The 20,675-nt window shown below is 68.3% G+C and carries 18 protein-coding genes and 1 pseudogene; 5 read left to right on the forward strand and 14 right to left on the reverse strand.

The annotated features are described in order from the left end of the window. Positions 1 to 46: 46 nt before the first annotated feature. The 8 genes from HWX62_RS07750 to HWX62_RS07785 all read right to left on the reverse strand — a co-directional run bounded on the left by HWX62_RS07750 (position 47) and on the right by HWX62_RS07785 (position 7,058). The gene (locus HWX62_RS07750) at positions 47 to 793 is read right to left on the reverse strand and encodes a glucose 1-dehydrogenase (RefSeq protein WP_175929344.1); all 747 of its coding nucleotides are present in this window, start codon (positions 791 to 793) and stop codon (positions 47 to 49) included. Between the two features lie 192 nt (positions 794 to 985). After that, entirely contained in the window at positions 986 to 1,690 is a 705-nt protein-coding gene (locus HWX62_RS07755; RefSeq protein WP_175929345.1) for an ATP-binding cassette domain-containing protein, read from the reverse strand. Continuing rightward, positions 1,687 to 2,439, reverse strand: coding sequence for an ABC transporter ATP-binding protein (locus tag HWX62_RS07760; protein ID WP_175929346.1), 753 nt, complete (start codon positions 2,437 to 2,439; stop codon positions 1,687 to 1,689). The genes HWX62_RS07755 and HWX62_RS07760 overlap by 4 nt, the downstream gene beginning before the upstream one ends. Beyond that, positions 2,436 to 3,665 carry a branched-chain amino acid ABC transporter permease gene (locus HWX62_RS07765; RefSeq protein WP_175929347.1) on the reverse strand — a complete coding sequence of 410 codons (1,230 nt, stop codon included), beginning with the start codon at positions 3,663 to 3,665 and terminating at the stop codon, positions 2,436 to 2,438. The genes HWX62_RS07760 and HWX62_RS07765 overlap by 4 nt, the downstream gene beginning before the upstream one ends. Beyond that, entirely contained in the window at positions 3,658 to 4,593 is a 936-nt protein-coding gene (locus HWX62_RS07770; protein ID WP_175929348.1) for a branched-chain amino acid ABC transporter permease, read from the reverse strand. The genes HWX62_RS07765 and HWX62_RS07770 overlap by 8 nt, the downstream gene beginning before the upstream one ends. A gap of 9 nt (positions 4,594 to 4,602) precedes the next feature. Then, the gene (locus tag HWX62_RS07775; RefSeq protein WP_175929349.1) at positions 4,603 to 5,040 is read right to left on the reverse strand and encodes a thioesterase family protein; all 438 of its coding nucleotides are present in this window, start codon (positions 5,038 to 5,040) and stop codon (positions 4,603 to 4,605) included. 79 nt (positions 5,041 to 5,119) lie between these two features. Next, positions 5,120 to 5,656 (reverse strand): NUDIX domain-containing protein, encoded by a 537-nt coding sequence (locus tag HWX62_RS07780; protein ID WP_175929350.1) that lies wholly within the window; start codon positions 5,654 to 5,656, stop codon positions 5,120 to 5,122. Between the two features lie 121 nt (positions 5,657 to 5,777). Continuing rightward, entirely contained in the window at positions 5,778 to 7,058 is a 1,281-nt protein-coding gene (locus tag HWX62_RS07785; RefSeq protein ID WP_175929351.1) for a YbfB/YjiJ family MFS transporter, read from the reverse strand. 122 nt (positions 7,059 to 7,180) lie between these two features. On the opposite strand from HWX62_RS07785, the gene HWX62_RS07790 reads away from it, so the two are divergent. Further along, positions 7,181 to 8,095 (forward strand): LysR family transcriptional regulator, encoded by a 915-nt coding sequence (locus HWX62_RS07790; RefSeq protein ID WP_175929352.1) that lies wholly within the window; start codon positions 7,181 to 7,183, stop codon positions 8,093 to 8,095. 140 nt (positions 8,096 to 8,235) lie between these two features. Here HWX62_RS07790 and alaS read toward each other — a convergent pair whose 3' ends face one another. Then, a complete protein-coding gene (gene alaS / locus HWX62_RS07795; protein WP_175929353.1) occupies positions 8,236 to 10,860 on the reverse strand; it encodes an alanine--tRNA ligase in 2,625 nt (874 codons plus the stop codon). A 243-nt stretch (positions 10,861 to 11,103) separates the two neighbouring features. Between alaS and HWX62_RS07800 the strand changes: the two genes are divergently transcribed. Beyond that, entirely contained in the window at positions 11,104 to 12,324 is a 1,221-nt protein-coding gene (locus HWX62_RS07800) for a CaiB/BaiF CoA-transferase family protein (protein ID WP_175929354.1), read from the forward strand. A 33-nt stretch (positions 12,325 to 12,357) separates the two neighbouring features. Here the strand turns inward: HWX62_RS07800 and HWX62_RS07805 are convergent, their stop codons facing one another. Together HWX62_RS07805 and HWX62_RS07810 are read right to left on the reverse strand one after the other, a co-directional pair. Beyond that, positions 12,358 to 12,906 carry an alpha/beta hydrolase gene (locus tag HWX62_RS07805; RefSeq protein WP_175929355.1) on the reverse strand — a complete coding sequence of 183 codons (549 nt, stop codon included), beginning with the start codon at positions 12,904 to 12,906 and terminating at the stop codon, positions 12,358 to 12,360. 191 nt (positions 12,907 to 13,097) lie between these two features. Beyond that, complete coding sequence (locus HWX62_RS07810; RefSeq protein WP_175929356.1) at positions 13,098 to 13,307, reverse strand: ornithine acetyltransferase; 210 nt, start codon at positions 13,305 to 13,307, stop codon at positions 13,098 to 13,100. 254 nt (positions 13,308 to 13,561) lie between these two features. On the opposite strand from HWX62_RS07810, the gene HWX62_RS07815 reads away from it, so the two are divergent. Further along, on the forward strand, positions 13,562 to 15,271 hold the full coding sequence (locus HWX62_RS07815; RefSeq protein ID WP_175929357.1) for a glutamine--tRNA ligase/YqeY domain fusion protein: 1,710 nt from the start codon (positions 13,562 to 13,564) through the stop codon (positions 15,269 to 15,271). A 138-nt stretch (positions 15,272 to 15,409) separates the two neighbouring features. Here the strand turns inward: HWX62_RS07815 and HWX62_RS07820 are convergent, their stop codons facing one another. Both HWX62_RS07820 and HWX62_RS07825 read right to left on the reverse strand, forming a co-directional pair. Continuing rightward, positions 15,410 to 15,883, reverse strand: coding sequence for an NUDIX hydrolase (locus HWX62_RS07820; protein ID WP_175929358.1), 474 nt, complete (start codon positions 15,881 to 15,883; stop codon positions 15,410 to 15,412). An 8-nt stretch (positions 15,884 to 15,891) separates the two neighbouring features. Next, positions 15,892 to 16,278 (reverse strand): hypothetical protein, encoded by a 387-nt coding sequence (locus tag HWX62_RS07825; protein ID WP_175929359.1) that lies wholly within the window; start codon positions 16,276 to 16,278, stop codon positions 15,892 to 15,894. Positions 16,279 to 16,570: 292 nt separating this feature from the next. Here HWX62_RS07825 and HWX62_RS07830 point away from each other — a divergent pair. Beyond that, a pseudogene (locus HWX62_RS07830) lies at positions 16,571 to 17,097 on the forward strand (IS3 family transposase); the annotation flags it as partial. Positions 17,098 to 17,251: 154 nt separating this feature from the next. Here the strand turns inward: HWX62_RS07830 and HWX62_RS07835 are convergent. Then, a complete protein-coding gene (locus HWX62_RS07835; protein WP_175929360.1) occupies positions 17,252 to 17,635 on the reverse strand; it encodes a hypothetical protein in 384 nt (127 codons plus the stop codon). Positions 17,636 to 17,878: 243 nt separating this feature from the next. On the opposite strand from HWX62_RS07835, the gene tssI reads away from it, so the two are divergent. After that, on the forward strand, positions 17,879 to 20,665 hold the full coding sequence (gene tssI, locus HWX62_RS07840) for a type VI secretion system tip protein TssI/VgrG (protein ID WP_175929361.1): 2,787 nt from the start codon (positions 17,879 to 17,881) through the stop codon (positions 20,663 to 20,665). Positions 20,666 to 20,675: the final 10 nt, after the last annotated feature.

Here is a 20,675-nt window from a genome sequence, read left to right on the forward strand (position 1 = left end):
GCGCGAACGGCCCGCACCGTTCGCGCGGTACGTACGGCAATTCCGCTCAGTTCAACCCGCCGCTCACGACGAGGTGCTCGCCGGTCATCCAGCGCGCATCGTCGGATGCGAGGAACACGGCGACCGATGCGATGTCGTTCGGCTCGCCGAGGCGGCCCAGCGGCGTCTGGCCGAGCACCTGCGCCTCCAGATCGGAGCCGATGATGCCCGCGCTGTGCGTGCCCTCGGTCACGATCATCCCCGGGTTGATCGCGTTCACGCGGATCTTGCGTGGGCCGAGTTCGAGCGCGAGCACGCCGGTGATCGCGTCGACCGCGCCCTTCGTGCCGCTGTACACGGCGCTGGCCGGCGGCGTGATGCTCGTCACGACCGAGCTGATGTTGATGATGCTCGCGCCTTCGCCGAGATGCTTGACCGCCGCCTGCGTGGTCAGCAGCACGCCGAACACGTTCGTGTCGAACTGCCGGCGATAGTGCTCTTCGGTGATCGCTTCGATCGGCGCGAATTCGTACACGCCGGAGTTGTTGACCAGCACGTCGAGACGGCCATACGTTTCGATGGCGGTATCGACGAGGCGTTGCGCATCGGCGGCCTTCGACACGTCGCCGCCGACCGCGACCGCGCGGCCGCCCGCTTCGGTGATCGCGCCGACGACCGCGTCCGCGCCCGCCTTGCTGCTCGCGTAGTTGACGACGACCGACGCACCTTCGTCGGCCAGTGCCTTCGCGATGGCCGCGCCGATGCCCTTCGATGCGCCCGTGACGATCGCGACCTTGCCTGCCAGCTTGCTCATGATTTCATTCCTCAGTCCGAAGACGTTCGATGGATGGCGCCGGTTGCCGCGACGATGCGTGGCGGCGTTGCCGCGTTGCCGCGTTGCGATGGCGACCGGCCTGACTGGCAATGTACGGTGCGGCACCGCAGCGATAAAGCGGCTCGACACGAATTGACTGGCGGCGTTTGCCGAACAATCGAGCGGACTTCGTCAGCCGGCGCTCAGCCATGCATGGGCGACCTCGCCGTCCAGCCCGTCGAGCGCGCCGTCGTAGACGATCCGTCCCCGCCCCATCACCGCCACGCGCCGCGCGAGCCGCGGCGCGAGCTGCAACCGCTGCTCGATCAGCACGATCGCGACGCCGTCGGCCTGCAGCGCGGCGAGGCATGCGCCGACGTCGTCGACCGCGAGCAGCGCGAGCCCTTCGGCCGGTTCGTCGACGATCAGCACGCGCGGGCGACCGGCGAGCGCGCGCACCAGCGCGAGCACCTGCTGCTCGCCGCCCGACAGCCGCCCGGCTTTCACGTCCGCGCGCGCGGCCAGCAGCGGAAAACGCACGAACAGGCGATCGAGCGCCGCCCGTTCGGCGGCGCCGCTCGTGCCGCGCAAACCGAGCCGCAGGTTGTCGCGCACGGTCAGCAGCGGGAATACGTCGCGGCTTTCAGCCACGTAAGCGACGCCGCGCCGCGCGATCTCGAACGTGCGCGCCCCCGCGCATTCGGCGCCGGCGATGCGCACCGAGCCGGCCGTACGCACGAGCCCCATCACGGCCTTCGCGAGCGTCGAGCGCCCCGAGCCGTTGCGGCCGAGCAGCGCGAGCGTCTCGCCCGGCGCGAGCGCGAGATCGACGCCGTCGAGCACGGGTTGCCTTCCATACCACGCGCGCAGCCCGCGAATGTCGAGCGCCGCGCTCATGCCGCGCCCTCGCCCAGGTACGCGGCGCGCACGCGCGGATCGGCCCGGATCGCGTCGGGCGCGCCGGTCGCGACGACCGCGCCGCGCACGAGCACCGTGATGCGTTCGGCGAAACCGAACACCGCGTCCATGTCGTGCTCGATCATCAGCACCGTGCGGCCCTGTGTCGTCGCGCGGATCAGCGCGATCATCCGCGCGGCCTGCGCGCGGCTCATGCCGGCCGTCGGCTCGTCGAGCAAGAGCGTGCGCGCGCCGCTCGCGAGCGCGATCCCGAGATCGAGCGCGCGCTGCTCCGCATAGCTCAGTTCGCCGGCCGGCGTATCGCGCCGCGCGTCGAGACCGATGTCGTGCAGCACGCGCGCGGCCGCGCGATCGATCGACGCCGATTCGCGCAGCCGGTTCCACCAGCGCCGCCGCTCGGCCGGCGCATGCAGCGCCGCGCAGCGCAGATTGTCGAATACGGTCAGCCGCGCGAACGCGCTCGTCTGCTGGAAGCTGCGGCCGATGCCGAGGCGGCTCGCGGCGACCGGCCCGCGCCCGCGCAACGCGACGCCGTGCAGCACGACGCGCCCGCGCGTGGGCCGGGTCGCCCCGGCGATCACGCCGAACAGCGTCGACTTGCCCGCGCCGTTCGGCCCGATCAGCGCGTGGCGCTCGCCGGCCGCGATGCTCAGATCGACGCCGTCGAGCACGGTCTGCGCGCCGAAACGGTGCACGACGCCGTGAAGCGCGATCGCGGTGCCGTTCATCGCCCCTCCTCCTGCGTGGCGCCCGCCGCGCCATGCGCGAAGCGCGCGCGCCAGCCCCACAGCAGCGCGCCGATGCCGGCCGCCGAGCATGCGACGGCCCAGCCGATCGGCGTATCGGCGTCGATACCCCATGCGCCGAACGCGAAGCCCGTGCCGTCGTCCTGCGCGAAGCGCCACGCGTAGCCGAGCTCGGCCGCGCAGACGATCGCGACGCCCCAGAACACGCACGCGCCGACGCCGCACAGCACGCGCCACCGCTCGGCCGCCGGCGCGCCGCGCCGCAGCGCATGCGCGAGCGTCCGCGCCACGCCCGCGATCCCGCCCGGCGCGGCCACGACGACCGCGACGAACAGCACGCCGAGATACAGCGCCCACGCACGCGACACGCCCGCGACGACGATGCTCAGCACGGTCAGCACGGCCGCGCCGGCCGCCGGCCCGAAGAACGTGCCGGTGCCGCCGATCACCGCGGCGATCAGCACGGTCGCCGAGCGCGCCATCGATACGCTGTCGGGCGTCGCGATTTCGACGTCGATCAGCGTCAGCGTGCCCGCGACGCCCGCGAAGAACGACGCGCAGGTGACCATTGCGAGCCGCACGCGGCGCGGATCGGTGCCGAGCGCCGCGACCCGCGCCGGGTTGTCGCGCACCGCGTTCGCGAGCCGCGCGAGCGGCGTGCGCGTCAGCGCATGCATCGCCCACGCCGACACGACGCACCACGCGGCGATCAGCGCATACGCGTGCGCCGGCGCGCCGAAATATCCGTTGCCCCACGGCGCGCCGCCCGCACGATCGATCGGCACGCCGCCGATGCCGCCGAACCACGCGGGCACGCTCCACGCGGCGGCCGCGACGCATTCGCCGAGCCCGAGCGTGATCATCGCGAATGCGGTGCCGGAACGGCGTGTCGCCAGCAGCCCGGCGACGAACCCGAAGCCCGCGCCAGCCGCGCCGCCGACGAGCGGCAACAGCGGCAGCGGGCCGCCGATGTGGTTGAACCAGTGCGCGGCCGCGAATGCGCCGAGGCCAGCAAACGCCGCATGCCCGAACGACAGCAGCCCGGTCGTGCCGAGCTGCAGGTTGTACGACAGCGCGAGCACGACGAGCGCGGCCGTCTGCGCGAGATAGCCGAGCACCGCGCCGTGCGGCCACAGCCACGCGGGCAGCGCGAAGCACGCGACGAACAGCGCCCAGCGCGCGCATCCGGCCAGCGTGCGGCTACGCATCGACACGCTCGCCGAACAATCCGCGCGGCCGCGCGACCAGCACCGCGACGAGCAGCAGGTACGGCACCAGCGGCGCCAGTTGCGCGATCGACACCGCGGCCACGCTGTCGGGCAGCGCGATGCCCGTCCATTGCGCGAGGTCGCGCAGCGACGTGTCGCTCGCGGCCGCGAAGGTCTGCGCGAAGCCGACCGCGAGCGACGCGACGAACGCGCCGCCGAGCGAGCCGAGCCCGCCGATCACGACCACCGCGAACACCACCGACCCGACGGTCTCGGCGAGCGCGGGCTCGATCACCGCGAGCGGCGCGCCGATCACGCCGGCCAGCGCCGCGAGCGCGGTGCCCGCGCCGAACAGCGCCGTCATCACGCGCGGCACGTCGTAGCCGAGCGCCTCGACGGCCGCGCGATGCGTGAGCGCCGCGCGCACGACGAGCCCGATGCGCGACGTACGCAGCAGCGCGCCGAGCGCGGCCAGCATCGTCGCGGACATCCCCATCATGAACAGCCGGTAACGCGGCAATGCGAGACCGAACACGCTCGCGGGCGCGCCGTCGAACAGCGGCGGCACGGGCGCCGGCAGCGGCGCGAGGCCCCACGCGAGTTTCGCGCCCTCGCCGATCAGGTACGCGAGGCCGAAGGTCAGCAGCAGTTCGCTCGTATGGCCGCGCGCCTGCACGCGGCGCAGCAGCGCGCGCTCGCAGCCGGCGCCGAGCAGCCCGACCGCCAGCGGCGCGAGCACGAGCGCGGGCCAGAAGCCCGCCCAGGCCGCGATGCTGTAGCCGACATACGCACCGAGCATGTAAAAGCTCGCGTGCGCGAAGTTGAGCACGCCCTGCACGCTGAAGATCAGCGTGAGGCCGGCCGACAGCATGAACAGCAGCAAGCCGTAGCTGAGGCCGTTGAAGGCCTGGAGCGCGAACGCGTGCACCGCGTTTCGTCAGGCGGCGAGCGGTTCGAGCGCGGCGCGCAGCGCGTCGGGCAGCGGCACCGGGCGGCGCGTGCCGCGATCGACGTACACGTGCACGAAGTGCCCCTGCGCGGCAGGCGACGCATCGCCCTGGGCGAACAGCCCGACTTCATAGCGCACGCTCGACGTGCCGAGCTTCACGACGCGCAGCCCCGCGTCGACCGACTGCGGGAACACGAGCGGCGCGAAATAGTTGCACTGCGTCTCGACGACCAGCCCGATCGTCTGCCCGTGCTCGATGTCGAGCACGCCCGCGCGAATCAGGTACGCGTTCACGACGGTGTCGAAGTAGCTGTAGTAGACGACGTTGTTCACGTGCCCGTAGACGTCGTTGTCCATCCAGCGGGTCGTGATCGGCAGGAAGTGGCGATAGGCGTCGCGCGGACGCGGCTGCGGCTTGTCGGACATGGCGATGGCGCTCAGGACGAGGAAAGCGAAGGGAACGATGGAAACGGCGAGGACAATACCCCGCGGGCCGGCCGGCCCGTCACTGCCCCGGCCGGTCGACGAATTCGAAATCGAGGCCGCGCGCGCGCATCCAGTCGGCGAGCGCGACGCCCGTGCCGGCGCGCCACGGGCGCAGCAGCGGCGGATCGACGAGCTTGTATTCGAGCAGTTCCGGCGACAGCGATACCGTGCCCGACGCCCGCACGTGGTACGCGATGATCAGTTCGTTCTTGCGAATGAATTCGTACACGCCGACGAGCGACACCTGCTCGGCCTTCAGCGCGGTTTCCTCGAACACCTCGCGGGCGATGCCGTCCTCGGGCGTCTCGCCGTTTTCGAGGAAACCGGTGATCAGCGCGAACATCCCTTCGGGCCACGCGGCGTTGCGCGCGAGCAGGATCTTGCCGTCGAGTTCGACGATCGCCGCGACGACCGGCAGCGGGTTGTTCCAGTGCACGTAGCCGCAGGATTCGTCGGGGCAGGCCCGGCGGATGCGGCCGCCCTCATGGTCGGGATCGGCGCGCTCGGTCAGCGTGCTCGCGCAGCGCGGGCAAAAGCGGTAGTCGGCGGTGGTCATCGATGGGGATCTGGCGGGCGCCGGACGGCCGTCTGCCGGCTGTCCGCGCACCCGCTCGGCGCGGGAAAGGCTTCATTCTAGCGAGTTTGCCCGCGCCCGAGACGATCCGGCCCCATCGGCGTCAGGATGGCCGGCGCCCGCGTACGGCGGTCGCCGCGAAGCCGGCGGCGCCGATCAGCAGCGCGGCCGCCGCGACCCACAGCGCGGGCGTAAACGATCCGAAGCGCGCGGCCAGCGGCGCCGCGACGAGCGGCCCGAGGATCTGCCCGACGCCGTACGACGCGGTCGCGTAGCCCATCAGCCCGGCCGCGCGCTCGCCGTGCAGGCGCCGCGCCTCGCGCATCGCGAACAGCGTGATCGCGGTAAACGGCAGCCCGAGCAGCGCGCTGCCGACCGAGAAGCCCGCGGCGTTCGGCCACACGATCCCGGCCGCGATGCCGAGCGCCTGCGTCGCGCAGCCGGCCGCCAGCAGCAGCCGGTTGTCCCAGTGCCCGGGCAGCCGCGCGGCGGCGATCGCGCCGACGATCAGCGCCGCGCCGAACATCGGCCAGAACAGGTCGGGCCATGGTGAGGCGGCCGGCAGCGCGGCGCGCGCGATCACCGGCAGGAACGTCGCGGTGACGATGTAGCCGAAGCCCGGTGCGCCGTACAGCACGACGAGCCACGCGGCGTCCGCGCGATGGCTTCGCGTGTCGGCCCGTGCCGTCGCGGTGGCCGGCGCGCGGGCGGCCGCCTGCGGCGCAGCGACCGGCGGCGCGGCCTGCGCGTGCGCCGGGGCCGGCGCCGCACCGAACGTGCGCCAGATCGCGACCGACAGCACCGCCGACAACGCCGCGAAACCGAGCCAACCCACCGCCGCGCGCTGGCCGGCCAGCGCACTGCCGATCAGCCCGGTCACCACGATGCCGACGCCCGGCCCCGCGTAGATCACCCCGCTCCACGCCGGCGCCGCCAGCTCGGCCAGGCGCCGCAGCCCCCATTGCGACATGAACACGAACGTCCACGCGCTGACGACACCCGCGACGAAACGCACGACGAGCCACCCCGGCAGCCACTGACCGACGCCCATCGCGGCGGTCAGCAACACGGTCGCCACGAGCCCGAAGCGCACCATCCGCGCGGGCGCGACGTGCAGCGCCGCGCAACTGACCGCGCCGACGAAGTAGCCCGCGTAGTTCGCCGACGCGAGCCAGCCGCCGGTTTTCAGGCCGATCGAGCCGTCCGCGAGCATCAGCGGCAACAGCGGCGTGAACGCGAAACGGCCGACGCCGAGCACGACGGCCAGGCCGACCATGCAGGCGAGCGCAGCCGCGCGGGCACGGCGGTCAGCCTGGCCGGCGTGGCCAGCCTCGTCGGACGAAAACACGCGCGCAGCGGCGGTCGAAGCATCGGAGCGGGACATGGCGGCATGCGCCGGCGCGTCGGGCGCCGGCGGATCGGAAATCGGAATGGGTCCATCCTAGCTTGACCAAACGTTCTCGAAAAATGAATAATCAAGAATCAACTCATCCCTCGGAGAGAATCATGGATCTGGCGGCGCTGGCGATCTTCCGGGCGGTCGTGCGCGAGAACGGCGTGACGCGCGCGGCGGCCAAGCTCAATCGCGTGCAGTCGAACGTCACGACGCGCATCAAGCAGCTGGAGGAGGAACTCGGCGCGGCGCTGTTCGTGCGCGACGGCCGTCGGCTCGTGCTGACGCCGGCCGGGCACACGCTGCTGCCGTATGCGGAGCGCCTGCTCGCGCTCGCCGACGAGGCGCGCGACGCGGTGCGCGAGGACACGCCGCGCGGCCGGCTGCGGCTCGGCACGATGGAAAGCACGGCCGCGAGCCGGCTGCCGGCCCTCCTCGCGCGCTATCACCACGCGTGGCCGGACGTGTCGCTCGAATTGCTGACGGGCACGACGGGGTGCCTGATCGACCGCGTGCGCGACTTCGAGATCGACGCCGCGCTGTTCGCGCGCCCGCCCGAGCCGGACACGCTGCCCGACACGTTCGAGACGGTGCCGATCTTCCGCGAGGATCTCGTGCTGCTCACGCCGCGCGGCCATCCGCCGGTGCGCACGCCGCGCGACGTGATCCTGCCGACGCTGATCGCGTTCGAGCGCGGCTGCGCGTATCGCAAGTACGTCGAGCGGTGGTACGCGGCGCACGGCGTGAAACCGGCCCGCGTGCTCGAACTCGGCTCGTATCACGCGATCGTCGCGTGCGTCGCGGCCGGCGCCGGCGTCGCGGTCGCGCCGCGTTCGGTGCTCGATCTGCAACCGGAGACCGGCAACATCGCCGCGCACACGATTGCCGAACTCGAAGGCATCGACACGCTGCTCGGGTGGCGGCGCGGTTATGCGTCGGCGGCGCTCGCCGCGCTGCGCGATGCGCTCGCCGACGTCGCGCGGCAGCCTGGGGACATGACGAAGCCAACGGTGACCGTGCCGGCCTGACCCGTATTCGCGCGCCGCCGCATCGATCGACGCGCATGAGCTGCACAAACGAAACGACCCGACCGGCCTGCGCCGATCGGGTCGTTTTTCGCTTCACGCGAGGCCGTCGGCACGACGGCATCGCATCGGTCGTGCAACGATCAGAGCCGCTCTTCGACCCAGCCCTTCACGCCGGCCAGCGCGCCCGGCAGGTTCGCCGGCTCGGTGCCGCCCGCCTGCGCCATGTCCGGACGGCCGCCGCCCTTGCCGCCCACTTGCTGCGCGACGAAGTTCACGAGCTCGCCGGCCTTGACCTTCTTGCTCGCATCCGGCGTGACGCCCGCGATCAGGCTGACCTTGCCGCCTTCGACGGCCGCCAGCACGATCGCCGCGTTCTTCAGCTTGTCCTTCAGCTTGTCGACCGTTTCGCGCAGCGTCTTCGCGTCCGCGCCGTCGAGCGTCGCGGCCAGCACGTACACGCCGCCGATTTCGACGGCCTGCTGCGCGAGCTCGTCGCCCTGGCTCGACGCGAGCTTCGACTTCAGCGCGCCCAGCTCCTTCTCGAGCGACTTCACCTGGTCCTGCACCTGCGCGATGCGCTGCGTGAGCTCCGACGGCTGCGCCTTCAGCGCCGCCGCCGCTTCGTTCACGCGCGCGTCGAGCTCCTGCACGTAGCGCACCGCGTTGTCGCCGGTGATCGCCTCGACGCGGCGGATGCCGGCCGCGACGCCGCCTTCCATCACGATCTTGAACAGGCCGATGTCGCCGGTGCGGTGCACGTGCGTGCCGCCGCACAGTTCGCGCGAGAAGCCGAGGTCGAGCACGCGCACTTCATCGCCGTACTTCTCGCCGAAGAGCGCCATCGCGCCGCCTTTCACCGCTTCGTCGTACGGCATCACGCGCACGATGCCCGGCGCGTTCGCGAGGATTTCGTCGTTGACGATCTGCTCGACGCGACGGATCTCGTCGTCGGTCATCGGCGCGTTGTGCGCGAAGTCGAAACGGGTCTTTTCCGCGTCGACGAGCGAGCCCTTCTGCTGCACGTGCGAGCCGAGCACTTCGCGCAGCGCCTTGTGCATCAGGTGGGTGGCCGAGTGGTTGCGCTGCGTGCGCGCGCGGCGCTGCGCGTCGATTTCCGCGCGCAGCACGTCGCCGACCTTCAGCGTGCCCTGCTCGAGCGTGCCGTGGTGGCCGATCACGTCGGCCTGCACCTTCAGCGTATCGGCCACCGCGAAGCGCGTCGCCGCGTTCGCGAGCACGCCCTGGTCGCCGACCTGGCCGCCCGATTCCGCGTAGAACGGCGTGTGGTCGAGCACGACGACCGCATCCTGGCCGGCCTTCACTTCGTTGACGGCCGAGCCGTCGACGTACAGCGCGACGACCTTCGCGTCGTCGAACGCGATTTCCTCGTAACCGTGGAAGGTGGTCTTCGCGCCCGCGTATTCGAGGCCCTGCGTCGCCTTGAACTTGCCGGCCGCACGGGCCTGCTCGCGCTGGCGCGCCATCGCGTCGTCGAATGCCGGCTCGTCGACCGTCATCCCGCGCTCGCGGCACACGTCGGCCGTGAGGTCCAGCGGGAAGCCGTACGTGTCGTGCAGCTTGAACGCGAGTTCGCCGTCGAGCACCTTGCCGCCCTTCGCGTCGACGTCGGCGAGCGCCGCTTCGAGGATCGACATGCCGTGCTCGATCGTCTCGAAGAAGCGCTCTTCTTCCTGGCGCAGCACGTCGGTCACGCGCTGCTCGGCTTCCTTCAGCTCCGGATAGGCCGTGCCCATCTCGGCGACGAGGTCGGCCACCAGCTTGTGGAAGAACGCGCCCTTGCGGCCGAGCTTGTAGCCGTGGCGGATCGCGCGACGCACGATCCGGCGCAGCACGTAGCCGCGGCCTTCGTTGCCGGGGATCACGCCGTCGACGATCAGGAACGAGCACGCGCGGATGTGATCGGCGATCACCTTCAGCGAGTTGTTCGTGAGGTCGCCGATCCCGGTCACGCGCGCGGCGGCCTTGATCAGGTTCTGGAACAGGTCGATCTCGTAGTTGCTGTGCACGTGCTGCAGCACCGCGGCGAGACGCTCAAGGCCCATGCCGGTGTCGACCGACTGCTTCGGCAGGCGCGTCATGTTGCCCTGCGCGTCGCGGTTGAACTGCATGAACACGAGGTTCCAGATCTCGATGTAGCGGTCGCCGTCTTCTTCGGGCGACCCCGGCGGGCCGCCCCACACGTCCGGGCCGTGGTCGTAGAAGATTTCGGTACACGGGCCGCACGGGCCGGTGTCGCCCATCGTCCAGAAGTTGTCCGACGCGTAGCGCGCGCCCTTGTTGTCGCCGATCCGGATGATCCGCTCGGTCGGCACGCCGACTTCCTTCGCCCAGATGTCGTACGCTTCGTCGTCTTCCTGGTAGACGGTGACCCACAGTTTTTCCTTCGGCAGCTGGTAGACCGTGGTCAGCAGCTCCCACGCGAACTTGATCGCGTCGTGCTTGAAGTAGTCGCCGAACGAGAAGTTGCCGAGCATCTCGAAGAACGTGTGGTGGCGCGCCGTGTAGCCGACGTTCTCGAGGTCGTTGTGCTTGCCGCCCGCGCGCACGCTGCGCTGCGCGGTCGTCGCGCGCGAGTACGGGCGCGGATCCGTGCCGAGGAAGACGTCCTTGAACTGGACCATGCCCGAGTTCGTGAACATCAGCGTGGGGTCGTTACCGGGCACGAGGCTCGACGAGCGGACGATCGTGTGGCCCTTCGATTCGAAGAATTTGAGGAATTTCTCGCGGATTTCGGCAGCTTTCATGGCGTGCGGGGACGGTCTGGCAAAGACGGCTTCAAACGCCGGCGCCCCAGGCGGGGCGCGCGGCGGCATGGATTCGGAAACGATCGATTATACGATACAGACCGCCCGCCCAAGCGGCAGCGGCCCGCCGCGATGAACGACCGGCCCGGGCCACCCGCGCGGCCGATTCGCCTTAAGATGCTCGGCATGCCAATCGGCCTTGCCCGGCAAGGCCGGCCAGCCATGAAAGGAGACGATTCGACGATGGGTGCCCTGAGCCATATCCGCGTACTGGACCTCACCCGCGTGCTCGCGGGCCCGTGGTGCGCGCAGACCCTTGCCGATTTCGGCGCGGACGTGATCAAGGTCGAGCGCCCCGGCGCCGGCGACGACACGCGCCACTGGGGGCCGCCGTACCTGAAGGACGCGGACGGCGCGGATACCGCCGAGGCCGCGTACTACCTCGCGGCGAACCGCAACAAGCGCTCGGTGACGATCGACATCGCGACGCCCGACGGGCAGCGGATCGTGCGCGAACTCGCCGCGCAAAGCGACGTCGTGCTCGAGAACTACAAGGTCGGCCAGTTGAAGAAATACGGGCTCGACTACGCATCGCTGCGCGCGGTGAAGCCCGATCTCGTCTACTGCTCGGTCACCGGCTTCGGCCAGACCGGCCCGTACGCGCACCGCGCGGGCTACGACTTCATCGTGCAGGGGATCGGCGGCTTCATGAGCATCACCGGCGAGCGCGACGGCGAGCCGGGCGGCGGCCCGCAGAAGGCCGGCGTCGCGATCGCCGATCTCGCGACCGGCCTCTATTCGACGATCGCCGTGCTCGCCGCGCTCGCGCACCGCGATCGCACCGGCGAAGGCCAGTACATCGACATGGCGCTGCTCGACGTGCAGGTCGCGCTGCTCGCGAACATGAACACCAACTTCCTCGCGAGCGGCAAGCCGCCGGTGCGCTGGGGCAACGCGCACCCGAACATCGTGCCGTACCAGACGTTCCAGACGAGCGACGGCTGGATCATCGTCGCGGTCGGCAACGACGGGCAGTTCCGCAAGTTCGTCGAAGCCGGCGGGCGGCCCGAGCTGGCCGACGACGAGCGCTTCGCGACGAACCCGTCGCGCGTGCGCCACCGCGACACGCTGGTGCCGATCCTCGCGCAGATGGTGAAGGCGCGCGGCAAGGCCGACTGGATCGGCGCGCTCGAAGCGGCCGGCGTGCCGTGCGGGCCGATCAACGATCTCGACGAGGTGTTCGACAACGAGCAGGTGATCGCGCGCGGGATGCAGGTGTCGCTGCCGCACCCGTGCGGCGCGGACGTGAAGCTCGTGCGCAACCCGATCCGGATGAGCGCGACGCCGCCGGACGCGCGCACGGCCCCGCCGCTGCTCGGCGCGCAGACGGACGACGTGCTGCGCGAGATCCTCGGCTACGACGACGCGCGGATTGCCGCGTTGAAGGCGAAACGGGCGATCTGACGCGTCGGGCGCGCACGACGGCGAACGGACCGGTCAGCGCGCGAGCGCGTCGAGCCAGCCGCGCGCTTGCGGCCAGTCGCCAAGCCCGCTGTCCGCGTTGATGTGGCCGCGCGGGCCGATGTCATGGAACGTGCTGCCCCACGCGTGCGCGCAGCCGCGTGCGAACGCGAGCGAACCGTACGGATCGTCGCTGCTCGCGACGACGCAGGTCGGAAACGGCAGCCGCTCGTGCGGCACCGGGGCAAAGCCGTGCGCGTCGGCCGGAAACGCCGGCCCGGCCGGGTCGGGCAGCGCGACGAGCAACGCGCCGCGCACTTTCGCGAGCGCGGCCGGCCTTGCGTAGCGGGTCGCCCACCATGCGGTGGTCAGCGTGCCGAGGCTGTGACCGGCGATCAGCACCGGCCCGCGCGCGGCTTCGACCGCGCGGTCGAGCGCGAGACACCAGCCGTTGCGGACCGCGCGACTCCAGTCGGGCATCGCGACCCGCGAGAAGCGCGCATCGGCGCGCTCCCAGCGGCTCTGCCAGTGAAGCGGGCCCGAATTGGCGTAGCCCGGCAAGACGAAAACGAGGGGATCGCTCATGAAGGGAACCGTCGACGAATGGAATCGTGTTGTAGCGTCGACGCAGTGTCGCACACCCGCCTCTCCCTGATGGTGCCTGTCAAAATCCGGGGATGTGCGCGACGTTCGAGCGGGTCGTGACGCGGTGGGTCACGCGTCACGACCGGGCCGGCGGCCGATGCGCCCGCGTCGCGGGCGCCCGCCGGCGGGGATCAGCGTACGCCGGCGCCGACCAGGCCGCCGGCCGCCGCGCCGGCCACCGTGCCGATCGGGCCGCCCGTGATCAGGTAGCCGAGCGCGCCGCCCGCGGCCGCGCCGATACCGGCATTGCGTTGCGTATGCGTCATCGCGCATGCGCCGAGTTGCGACAGGGCCGCGACGATCACCGCGGTGCGAACGACAAACGTGGTCTTCTTCATCATGATTATTGGCTTCCTCCCGCCACGCAGACATTGCGGATGGCGGCATTGAATCGGTGACGCCATCATAGGAAAACCCGAACGGCGCCGGCAATCCGATTTACGTCGTGTTACAGCCGACACACACTGGATATATTGCGGTACGCATCGCGAACGCACGCCGCCCGACCGCCGGGCCGCGCGGGACGGACCCCGGTCAGGTAGAATTGCAGGATTAAACCGGCGCGACGCGCCGACACAACCCTGACGCCAACCGCATGAGCACCGAACGCAACGACGCCCCCGCGGCTTCCAATTTCATCCGCAACATCATCGACGACGACAACCGCACCGGCAAATGGGGCGGGCGCGTCGAGACGCGCTTCCCGCCCGAGCCGAACGGCTATCTGCACATCGGTCATGCGAAGAGCATCTGCCTGAACTTCAGCGTCGCGCGCGACTACGGCGGCGTGTGCCACCTGCGCTTCGACGACACGAACCCGGAAAAGGAAAGCGTCGAATACGTCGACTCGATCGTCGACGCGGTGCGCTGGCTCGGCTTCGACTGGCGCAAGGACGCGGTCGATCACCAGTACTTCGCGAGCGACTACTACGACAAGCTGTATGAATTCGCCGAGCTGCTGATCCAGCGCGGCAAGGCGTACGTCGACAGCCAGAGCGCCGACGAAATGCGCGCGAACCGCGGCTCGCTGACCGAAGGCGGCAAGCCGTCGCCGTTCCGCGAGCGCACGCCGGAAGAAAACCTCGACCTGTTCCGCCGCATGAAGGCCGGCGAGTTCAAGGAAGGCGAGCACGTGCTGCGCGCGAAGATCGACATGGCGTCGCCGAACATGAACATGCGCGACCCGGTGATCTACCGGATCCGCTACGCGCACCACTACCGCACCGGCGACGCATGGTGCGTGTATCCGATGTACGACTACACGCACTGCATCTCGGATGCGCTCGAAGGCATCACGCATTCGCTGTGCACGCTCGAATTCGAGGATCACCGTCCGCTGTACGACTGGGTGCTGAACGAACTCGCGGAAGCCGGCGTGTTCGCGCGCCCGTTGCCGCAACAGATCGAATTCTCGCGGCTGAACCTCACGTACGCGATCACCAGCAAGCGCAAGCTGCTGCAACTCGTCACCGAAGGCCACGTCGACGGCTGGGACGACCCGCGCATGCCGACGATCGTCGGCATCCGCCGCCGCGGCTTCACGCCGGAGAGCATCCATCTGTTCTGCGAGCGCATCGGCGTGACGAAGGTCGATTCGTGGATCGACATGAGCGTCTTCGAAGGCGCGCTGCGCGACGATCTCGACGACAAGGCCGCGCGTACGGTCGCGGTGCTCGATCCACTGAAGCTCGTGATCGACAACTATCCGGAAGACCTCGAGGAAGCGTGCACGGCGCCCGTGCATCCGCATCATCCGGACCGCGGCGTGCGCACGTTCCCGATCTCGCGCGAACTGTGGATCGAGCGCGAGGATTTCGTCGAAAATCCGCCGAAGGGCTATTTCCGCCTGTTCCCGGGCAACAAGGTGCGCCTGCGCTACGGCTACGTGGTCGAGTGCACGGGCTTCGACAAGGACGCCGACGGCAACGTGACGGCCGTGCACTGCAACTACTTCCCGGACAGCAAGTCGGGCACCGAAGGCGCGAACACGTACAAGGTCAAGGGCAACATCCACTGGGTCAGCGCGAAGCATGCGCAGCCGGCCGAAGTGCGGATCTACGATCGCCTGTTCAAGGAGCCGCACCCGGACGCGGGCGGCGCGAACTTCCTCGAGGCGCTGAACCCCGATTCGAAGAAGATCGTGCACGCGTACCTCGAGCCGGGCAACGGCGACGTCGCGCCGGAAACGCGTCTGCAGTTCGAGCGCCACGGCTACTTTGTGGCAGACCGTGTCGATTCGAAGCCGGGCAAGCCGGTGTTCAACCGGATCGTCGGGCTGCGCGACAGCTGGGGCAAGCCGGCCTGACGGCCTGCGCCGCGCGGGCAGCGGGCGACTGCGCAAGCCGCCGTTGCCCGACCATGAAAAAACCGGCTCGAGGGCCGGTTTTTTCATGGGTGTGCGCCTGAAGACGGAAAGCGGCGGCGCGGAAGCCGCGGCGCCCCGTCACGCGCCCGACAAGCGCCGATGCAGTTCCGCGAGCGACAGCTTCGTGCGAAACAGCCGCGCGAGGCTGCGGCTCGCGTAGGTATCGACATCGCCCGGCACGGTCCAGCGGTACGCGTCCATCTCGGGAATCATCGAGCCGTCGCGACGGCTCGGAAACAACGACGTACACGTGCATTGCGCGGGATCGATCTCGCCTTCGGCCGCCTGCACCGCGAACAGGTGCAGGTCCTTGTCGTGCCGGTACGCGAAGCGGCCGAGGTCGAGCAGGCGTGCCGGCGCGAACACGATGCCGGTTTCCTCCAGCAGTTCGCGCAGCGCCGCGTCGGCCGGCGTCTCGCCCGGTTCGCCCTGCCCCTTCGGGATGTCCCAGTGCGTGGTGTCGGTCGCGTGCGCGAGGAACACGCGGCCGGCCGCATCGAGGATCACGACGCCGCACGACACCGTGCGCGGCGCGCCGCCCCGCTTCGTCATGTGCGTGCTCAGCGCTTCTGCAGCTGCCACTTGCCCGCGGCCGTCTTGCAGTAGACGGGCTTGAGCGTCATCGTCTGTCCCTTCGCGGTGATTTCGGTCGCGACTTCGCGGCAGGTCTTGCCGTCGGTCTCGGTCGTGCTCGGCGTGAGCTTCGCGTCGATCTGCGTGCCGCGGCCGCTGCTCTGCCACGTCGTGGTTTCGCCGTCCTTGCCTTCGTCGCGTGCCTGCACGACCGCCTTGGAGAGCGACGCACGGTCGGCCTTGCTGAAATAGCTGATCGGCGTGTCGTTCAGGAAGTTCAGGTTGTTCTGCGCGTGGGCGGGCAGCATCGCGGCTGCGCACGCGGCGCCGGCCAGCACACGCGTGACGACGGAAAGGGATGCACGCATCGACATGTTTTTTCTCCTTGGATGTTCGATCGAACGGCGCGGTGCATGCCGGCGAACCGGCGGCCGGCGCTCCGGCGGCCGGCGCCCCGGCACGTACCGCGCCCGTCAGCGAGCGAGCATAGCATGCGTGCTGCAATGAACGCCTTCAGGACCTGTTTCCGTTATTAGCGGGAACAGGTCCTGGAGGCTGTTGAAAAGCGCCTCGTTTTGACGACCAGGGCGCTGTCTAAAAGGGATTCGTATGCGTTTGGCGGCTGAGTTGCCGATGAATCGTCGAAGTTGGACCGCTCACGAGCGGCTGATCAACCGGGATTTCCGGGCCGCAGCACCGAATGAAAAGTGGCTCACATACATCACGGAGTTCCAGATTCCTGCCGGTAAAGTCTATCTGCCTCCGGTCATTGATTGCTTCGATGGACTGGTGATCAGCTGGTCGATCGGTACGCCCCCGACGCCGAACTTGTGAATACGATGCTCGATGCCGCCATCGAAGCAATCGGGAGTAGCGACAGCCGGCCTGTGGTCCATTCAGATCGCGGCGCGCACTATCGCTGGCCAGGCTGGCTTACTCGGATACGCGAGTCCAATCTGACGCGCTCAATGTCGCGCAAGGGCTGTTCGCCCGATAACGCGGCGTGCGAAGGTTTCTTTGGACGGCTGAAGACGGAACTGTTTTACCCTCGAGACTGGCAGACCGTCAGCACCGACCAATTCATTGAGGTCGTTGACTCGTACATTCGCTGGTACAACGAGAAACGGATCAAGATCTCGCTTGGTTCGCTCAGTCCGATCGAATATCGAGCAAGCCTCGGGATGACGACATAAACCAGTCCAAGACAGTCCAAGAATTCCGCCGCCCCCCTTTTTTTGACACTTGTATGTTTGTCGGTGTTGCGTTTTCCGGCGTCTCGCCGACGGCTGATCAATGCCCACAGCCGGGATTCGCACAGTAGAAACCAGTCGTCAAGCAACGCAACAATTAACGACGAATCGAGTAGCGCACCCGACGGCCGGCACGCGGCATCCCACCGTGCTCGATGGCCCGATCAAGCGCTGTGCTCGTTGCCATCGATCCTTCCTGAAAAGCACTTTGGAGCGAGGCCGGCACGCCACTTTCCTCAGCGACCGCTCGATCCAATAGCTCATTCACTTGTGCATACGAGCCGCATCGCGCAGAAGATCGCTGCTCTCGCGTCTGGCCGCATGCGCAAACGAGCCGACGAACGTAGCGGTCACCGTCATGCATCCAGTCCATCAGTTCCATATTTCCCTTACTCCCGCGCAACGCTGCGCCGAATGTACCGCGAATCGAACCGATATTTGCGATCGAAGCATATGATGCGCTTTTCGAGCGTTCGCTCATTCTGGAGAATCCAAGCGTTATTTTCTTTCAAAAAATTAATTACGAAAGATCATTAAATGCGCACGACAGCTACAATACCGGCTGCTACGATCGAGTCAAGCATCGGCGTCCGGTTTGTTCTTGCGGCTCGCTTTAGGAGCAAGCCATAGAGTTCACGATGCCCAGAGGGGGAACGGCGATGGCCATAGCTGTTCCCTTTCGCTTCCGCGCTGCGCGGAAAACTCAAACAATATTGAGAGAAAAATGGTACTCAAACCACCTGCGCTCGGGGAACTCAAATTTCGCGAGCTGTACGACGCGATTCATCGGGGTTTGCTTCAGCGCAACCGCCTGCTGAAGCTGGACACGCCGCTGGGCCAGAACGCACTGATTCCCCTGCGTGCGCGAGGCACGGCCCGGATCGGCCGTGACTATAACTGGACACTCGATGTCGCGTCACTGCGTGACGACACCGCCCTGCTGTCGTTGATGCACCAGCCAGTCACGCTATGGATTCAGCAGGCCACTGCCCCGTTTGCCGATTCCGTCTATCGTCCAATCCACGGCTTCGTGCACCGGGTCGGCTACCTGGGCGGGGACGGTGGGCTCTCAACCTACCAGCTCGAATTTTCGTCGGCGCTGGTGTTCCTGGGCGGCACGCGTAATGACGAGGGGTGGCTCGAACAGACGGCGCAGGACATCGTATCCGACCTCCTCAATCGCTACCCGCAGTTGCAGGGCAGATTCCGCTTCAACCTGAATCGCGAGCCGTCGGTGCGCTCGTGGTGCCGGCAAAGTGAAACCGATCTTCATTTCTTTCACCGCCTGCTCGAAGACGAAGGCTGGTATTGCTACTGGGCACACGAGCCGGTCCGGGACGGCGAGACACCCAAGACCACGCTGGTTATTGTCGACCAGGTCGCGGCGCTGCCCGATGCGAAGCCGGCCGACTTCGTGCACGGCGCCGGCGACAACGAGGCGGTGAACGGGTTCACGCACTGGGCGGCAATGCAGACGATGCAGAGCCTGCGGTACGAGTCCAGCGCGTTCGACTACAAACGCCCCGCGTCCCGCTTTGAAGCGGCGAGCACGCTCGCGTCGGTCAGTTACGTCACGGACGACGGCCGGCACCAGGCGCAGCAGAACCGAATCCCGAATGCGCCGATGACGGTCTATGAGCCGACCGCGTACGGCTACCCCGATTCCGACAGCGGCGGCGCCCGCGCGCGCCGGCGTGTCCAGGGCTGGGATGCGCGAGCCCGGCGCTACTTTGGGATCGGTGGTCTGCGTTGGCTCGATGCGGGGTCGCGCTTCGTGCTGAACGACCACCCGCGCCATCCGGAACGCGACGACGCCGACAGAACGTTCCTGGTCGTCGAGGCGCGCTGTTTCATCGAGAACAACGTGCCGATCGGCCAGCCACTAACCGAATTTCCGCTCAGCCTGCGTGCGACGCTGGCCGAGCGACAGGCGGCGCACGGCGCGCGCTTCACGACGCCGGGCCACGCCGAGGACGGTATGGCCGGCTTCTTCGTGCTCGAGATCGAGGCGCAGGACGCGCGGGTCGAGTTTCGCAGCCCGTTCGACCATCCGAAACCGGCGATGTCGATTGAGCATGCGCTCGTCGTTACGCAGCAGGGCATCGAGGCCTGGTCGAACGAGAGGAACCAGGTCCGCGTGCATTTTGCGTGGGACCGAAAAAATCCGGACGGCGCGTTCAATGCGTCGCCCCTGCTGTCGTCGATGCAGTCCGATACGGGCAACGGGTACGGCGCGGTGCACGTGCCGCGTGCGGGCGAATGGGTGCTCATCGGTTACTGGAGCAATGACTGTGATAAGCCGTTTATTTTGGGGCGTGTCAACGGCGGCACGACACCATCGCCATGGCACACGAACGTGCTGCTGTCAGGGTTCCAGTCGCAGGGCTTCGGCAACACCGGCGCGTACAACGCGTTCGTGCACGACGACGCGACGAACCAGGGCGGAACGCGGCTCATCAGCTATACGGGCAAGAGCTACGCGGCGCTCACGCAGGGCTACCTGATCCAGCAGGACGGCAATACGCGCGGTCGGTACCTGGGCCAAGGGTTCGTACTGCACGCCGACGAATACGGTGCAGTGCGTGCGAGCAAGGGCCTGTCGATCAGCACGCACTCGAAAGGATACGATGACGAACAGCTCTGCGTCGACGAAGCCCGCACGCGGCTGCAGCAGGCCGGAATGCTGGTGGAATCGCTGTCGAGCGCCAGCACGACCGCGCAGGCCGAATCGCTACAGGCGGGCCAGGATGCGCTGAAGGACCTGGCGACAGCGGTACAAAAGCCGGCGTCAGGGCAGACGTCGGGTGGCGTCACGGCCGGTGGCGGCACCGGCAACGCGAACAGCTTCGCGAAGCCCGTGATCGTGATCGCGACGCCGGCGGACTTTGCGGCCCTCGCGGATCGTTCCGCGCACGTTGTCGCGGAAGCGGAAATCAACGTGGTCAGCGGCGAGAACACCCACCTGGCGAGTGGCAAGTCGCTTATCGCGGCCGCTGCGGAGAAGATCAGCCTGTTCGTACAGAAGGCCGGAATGAAGCTGTTCGCTGCGAAGGGGCCGATCGAGGTGTCCGCGCACACCGACGAAATCAAACTGAACTCGGCCAAGGATACGTCGCTGTTCAGCAAAAAGCGGGTCGTGATCGAGGCGACCGAGGAACTGATCTTCAAGTGTGGCGGCTCGTATATCCGAGTCACGAAGGATGGCATCGAGGACGGCACGCGCGGCGGCCGCACCATCAAATCAGCATCGTTCAGCCGACAGGGACCGAGCTCAGTCGCCGAGCACATGAATAGCTTGCCGACGGCCAAGTTCAACGATCCGTATGTCCTGCGCGATCGCATCAGCGGCGAGGTGCTGAAAAACCACCCGTACGAGCTGATCCGCGGCGATGGAACAAAGTTGTCCGGGATGACAAACGAGCTGGGGCAAATCACCGAGCAGAAGAGCGAGGATATCGAGAAGCTAGCGGTGCGCGCGTTGCGGCCGACGCCGACCGGTCCTGCAGCATGAATCCGATAAT

The organism is Burkholderia sp. BCC0506 (assembly GCF_902833145.1).
Lineage (GTDB): Bacteria > Pseudomonadota > Gammaproteobacteria > Burkholderiales > Burkholderiaceae > Burkholderia.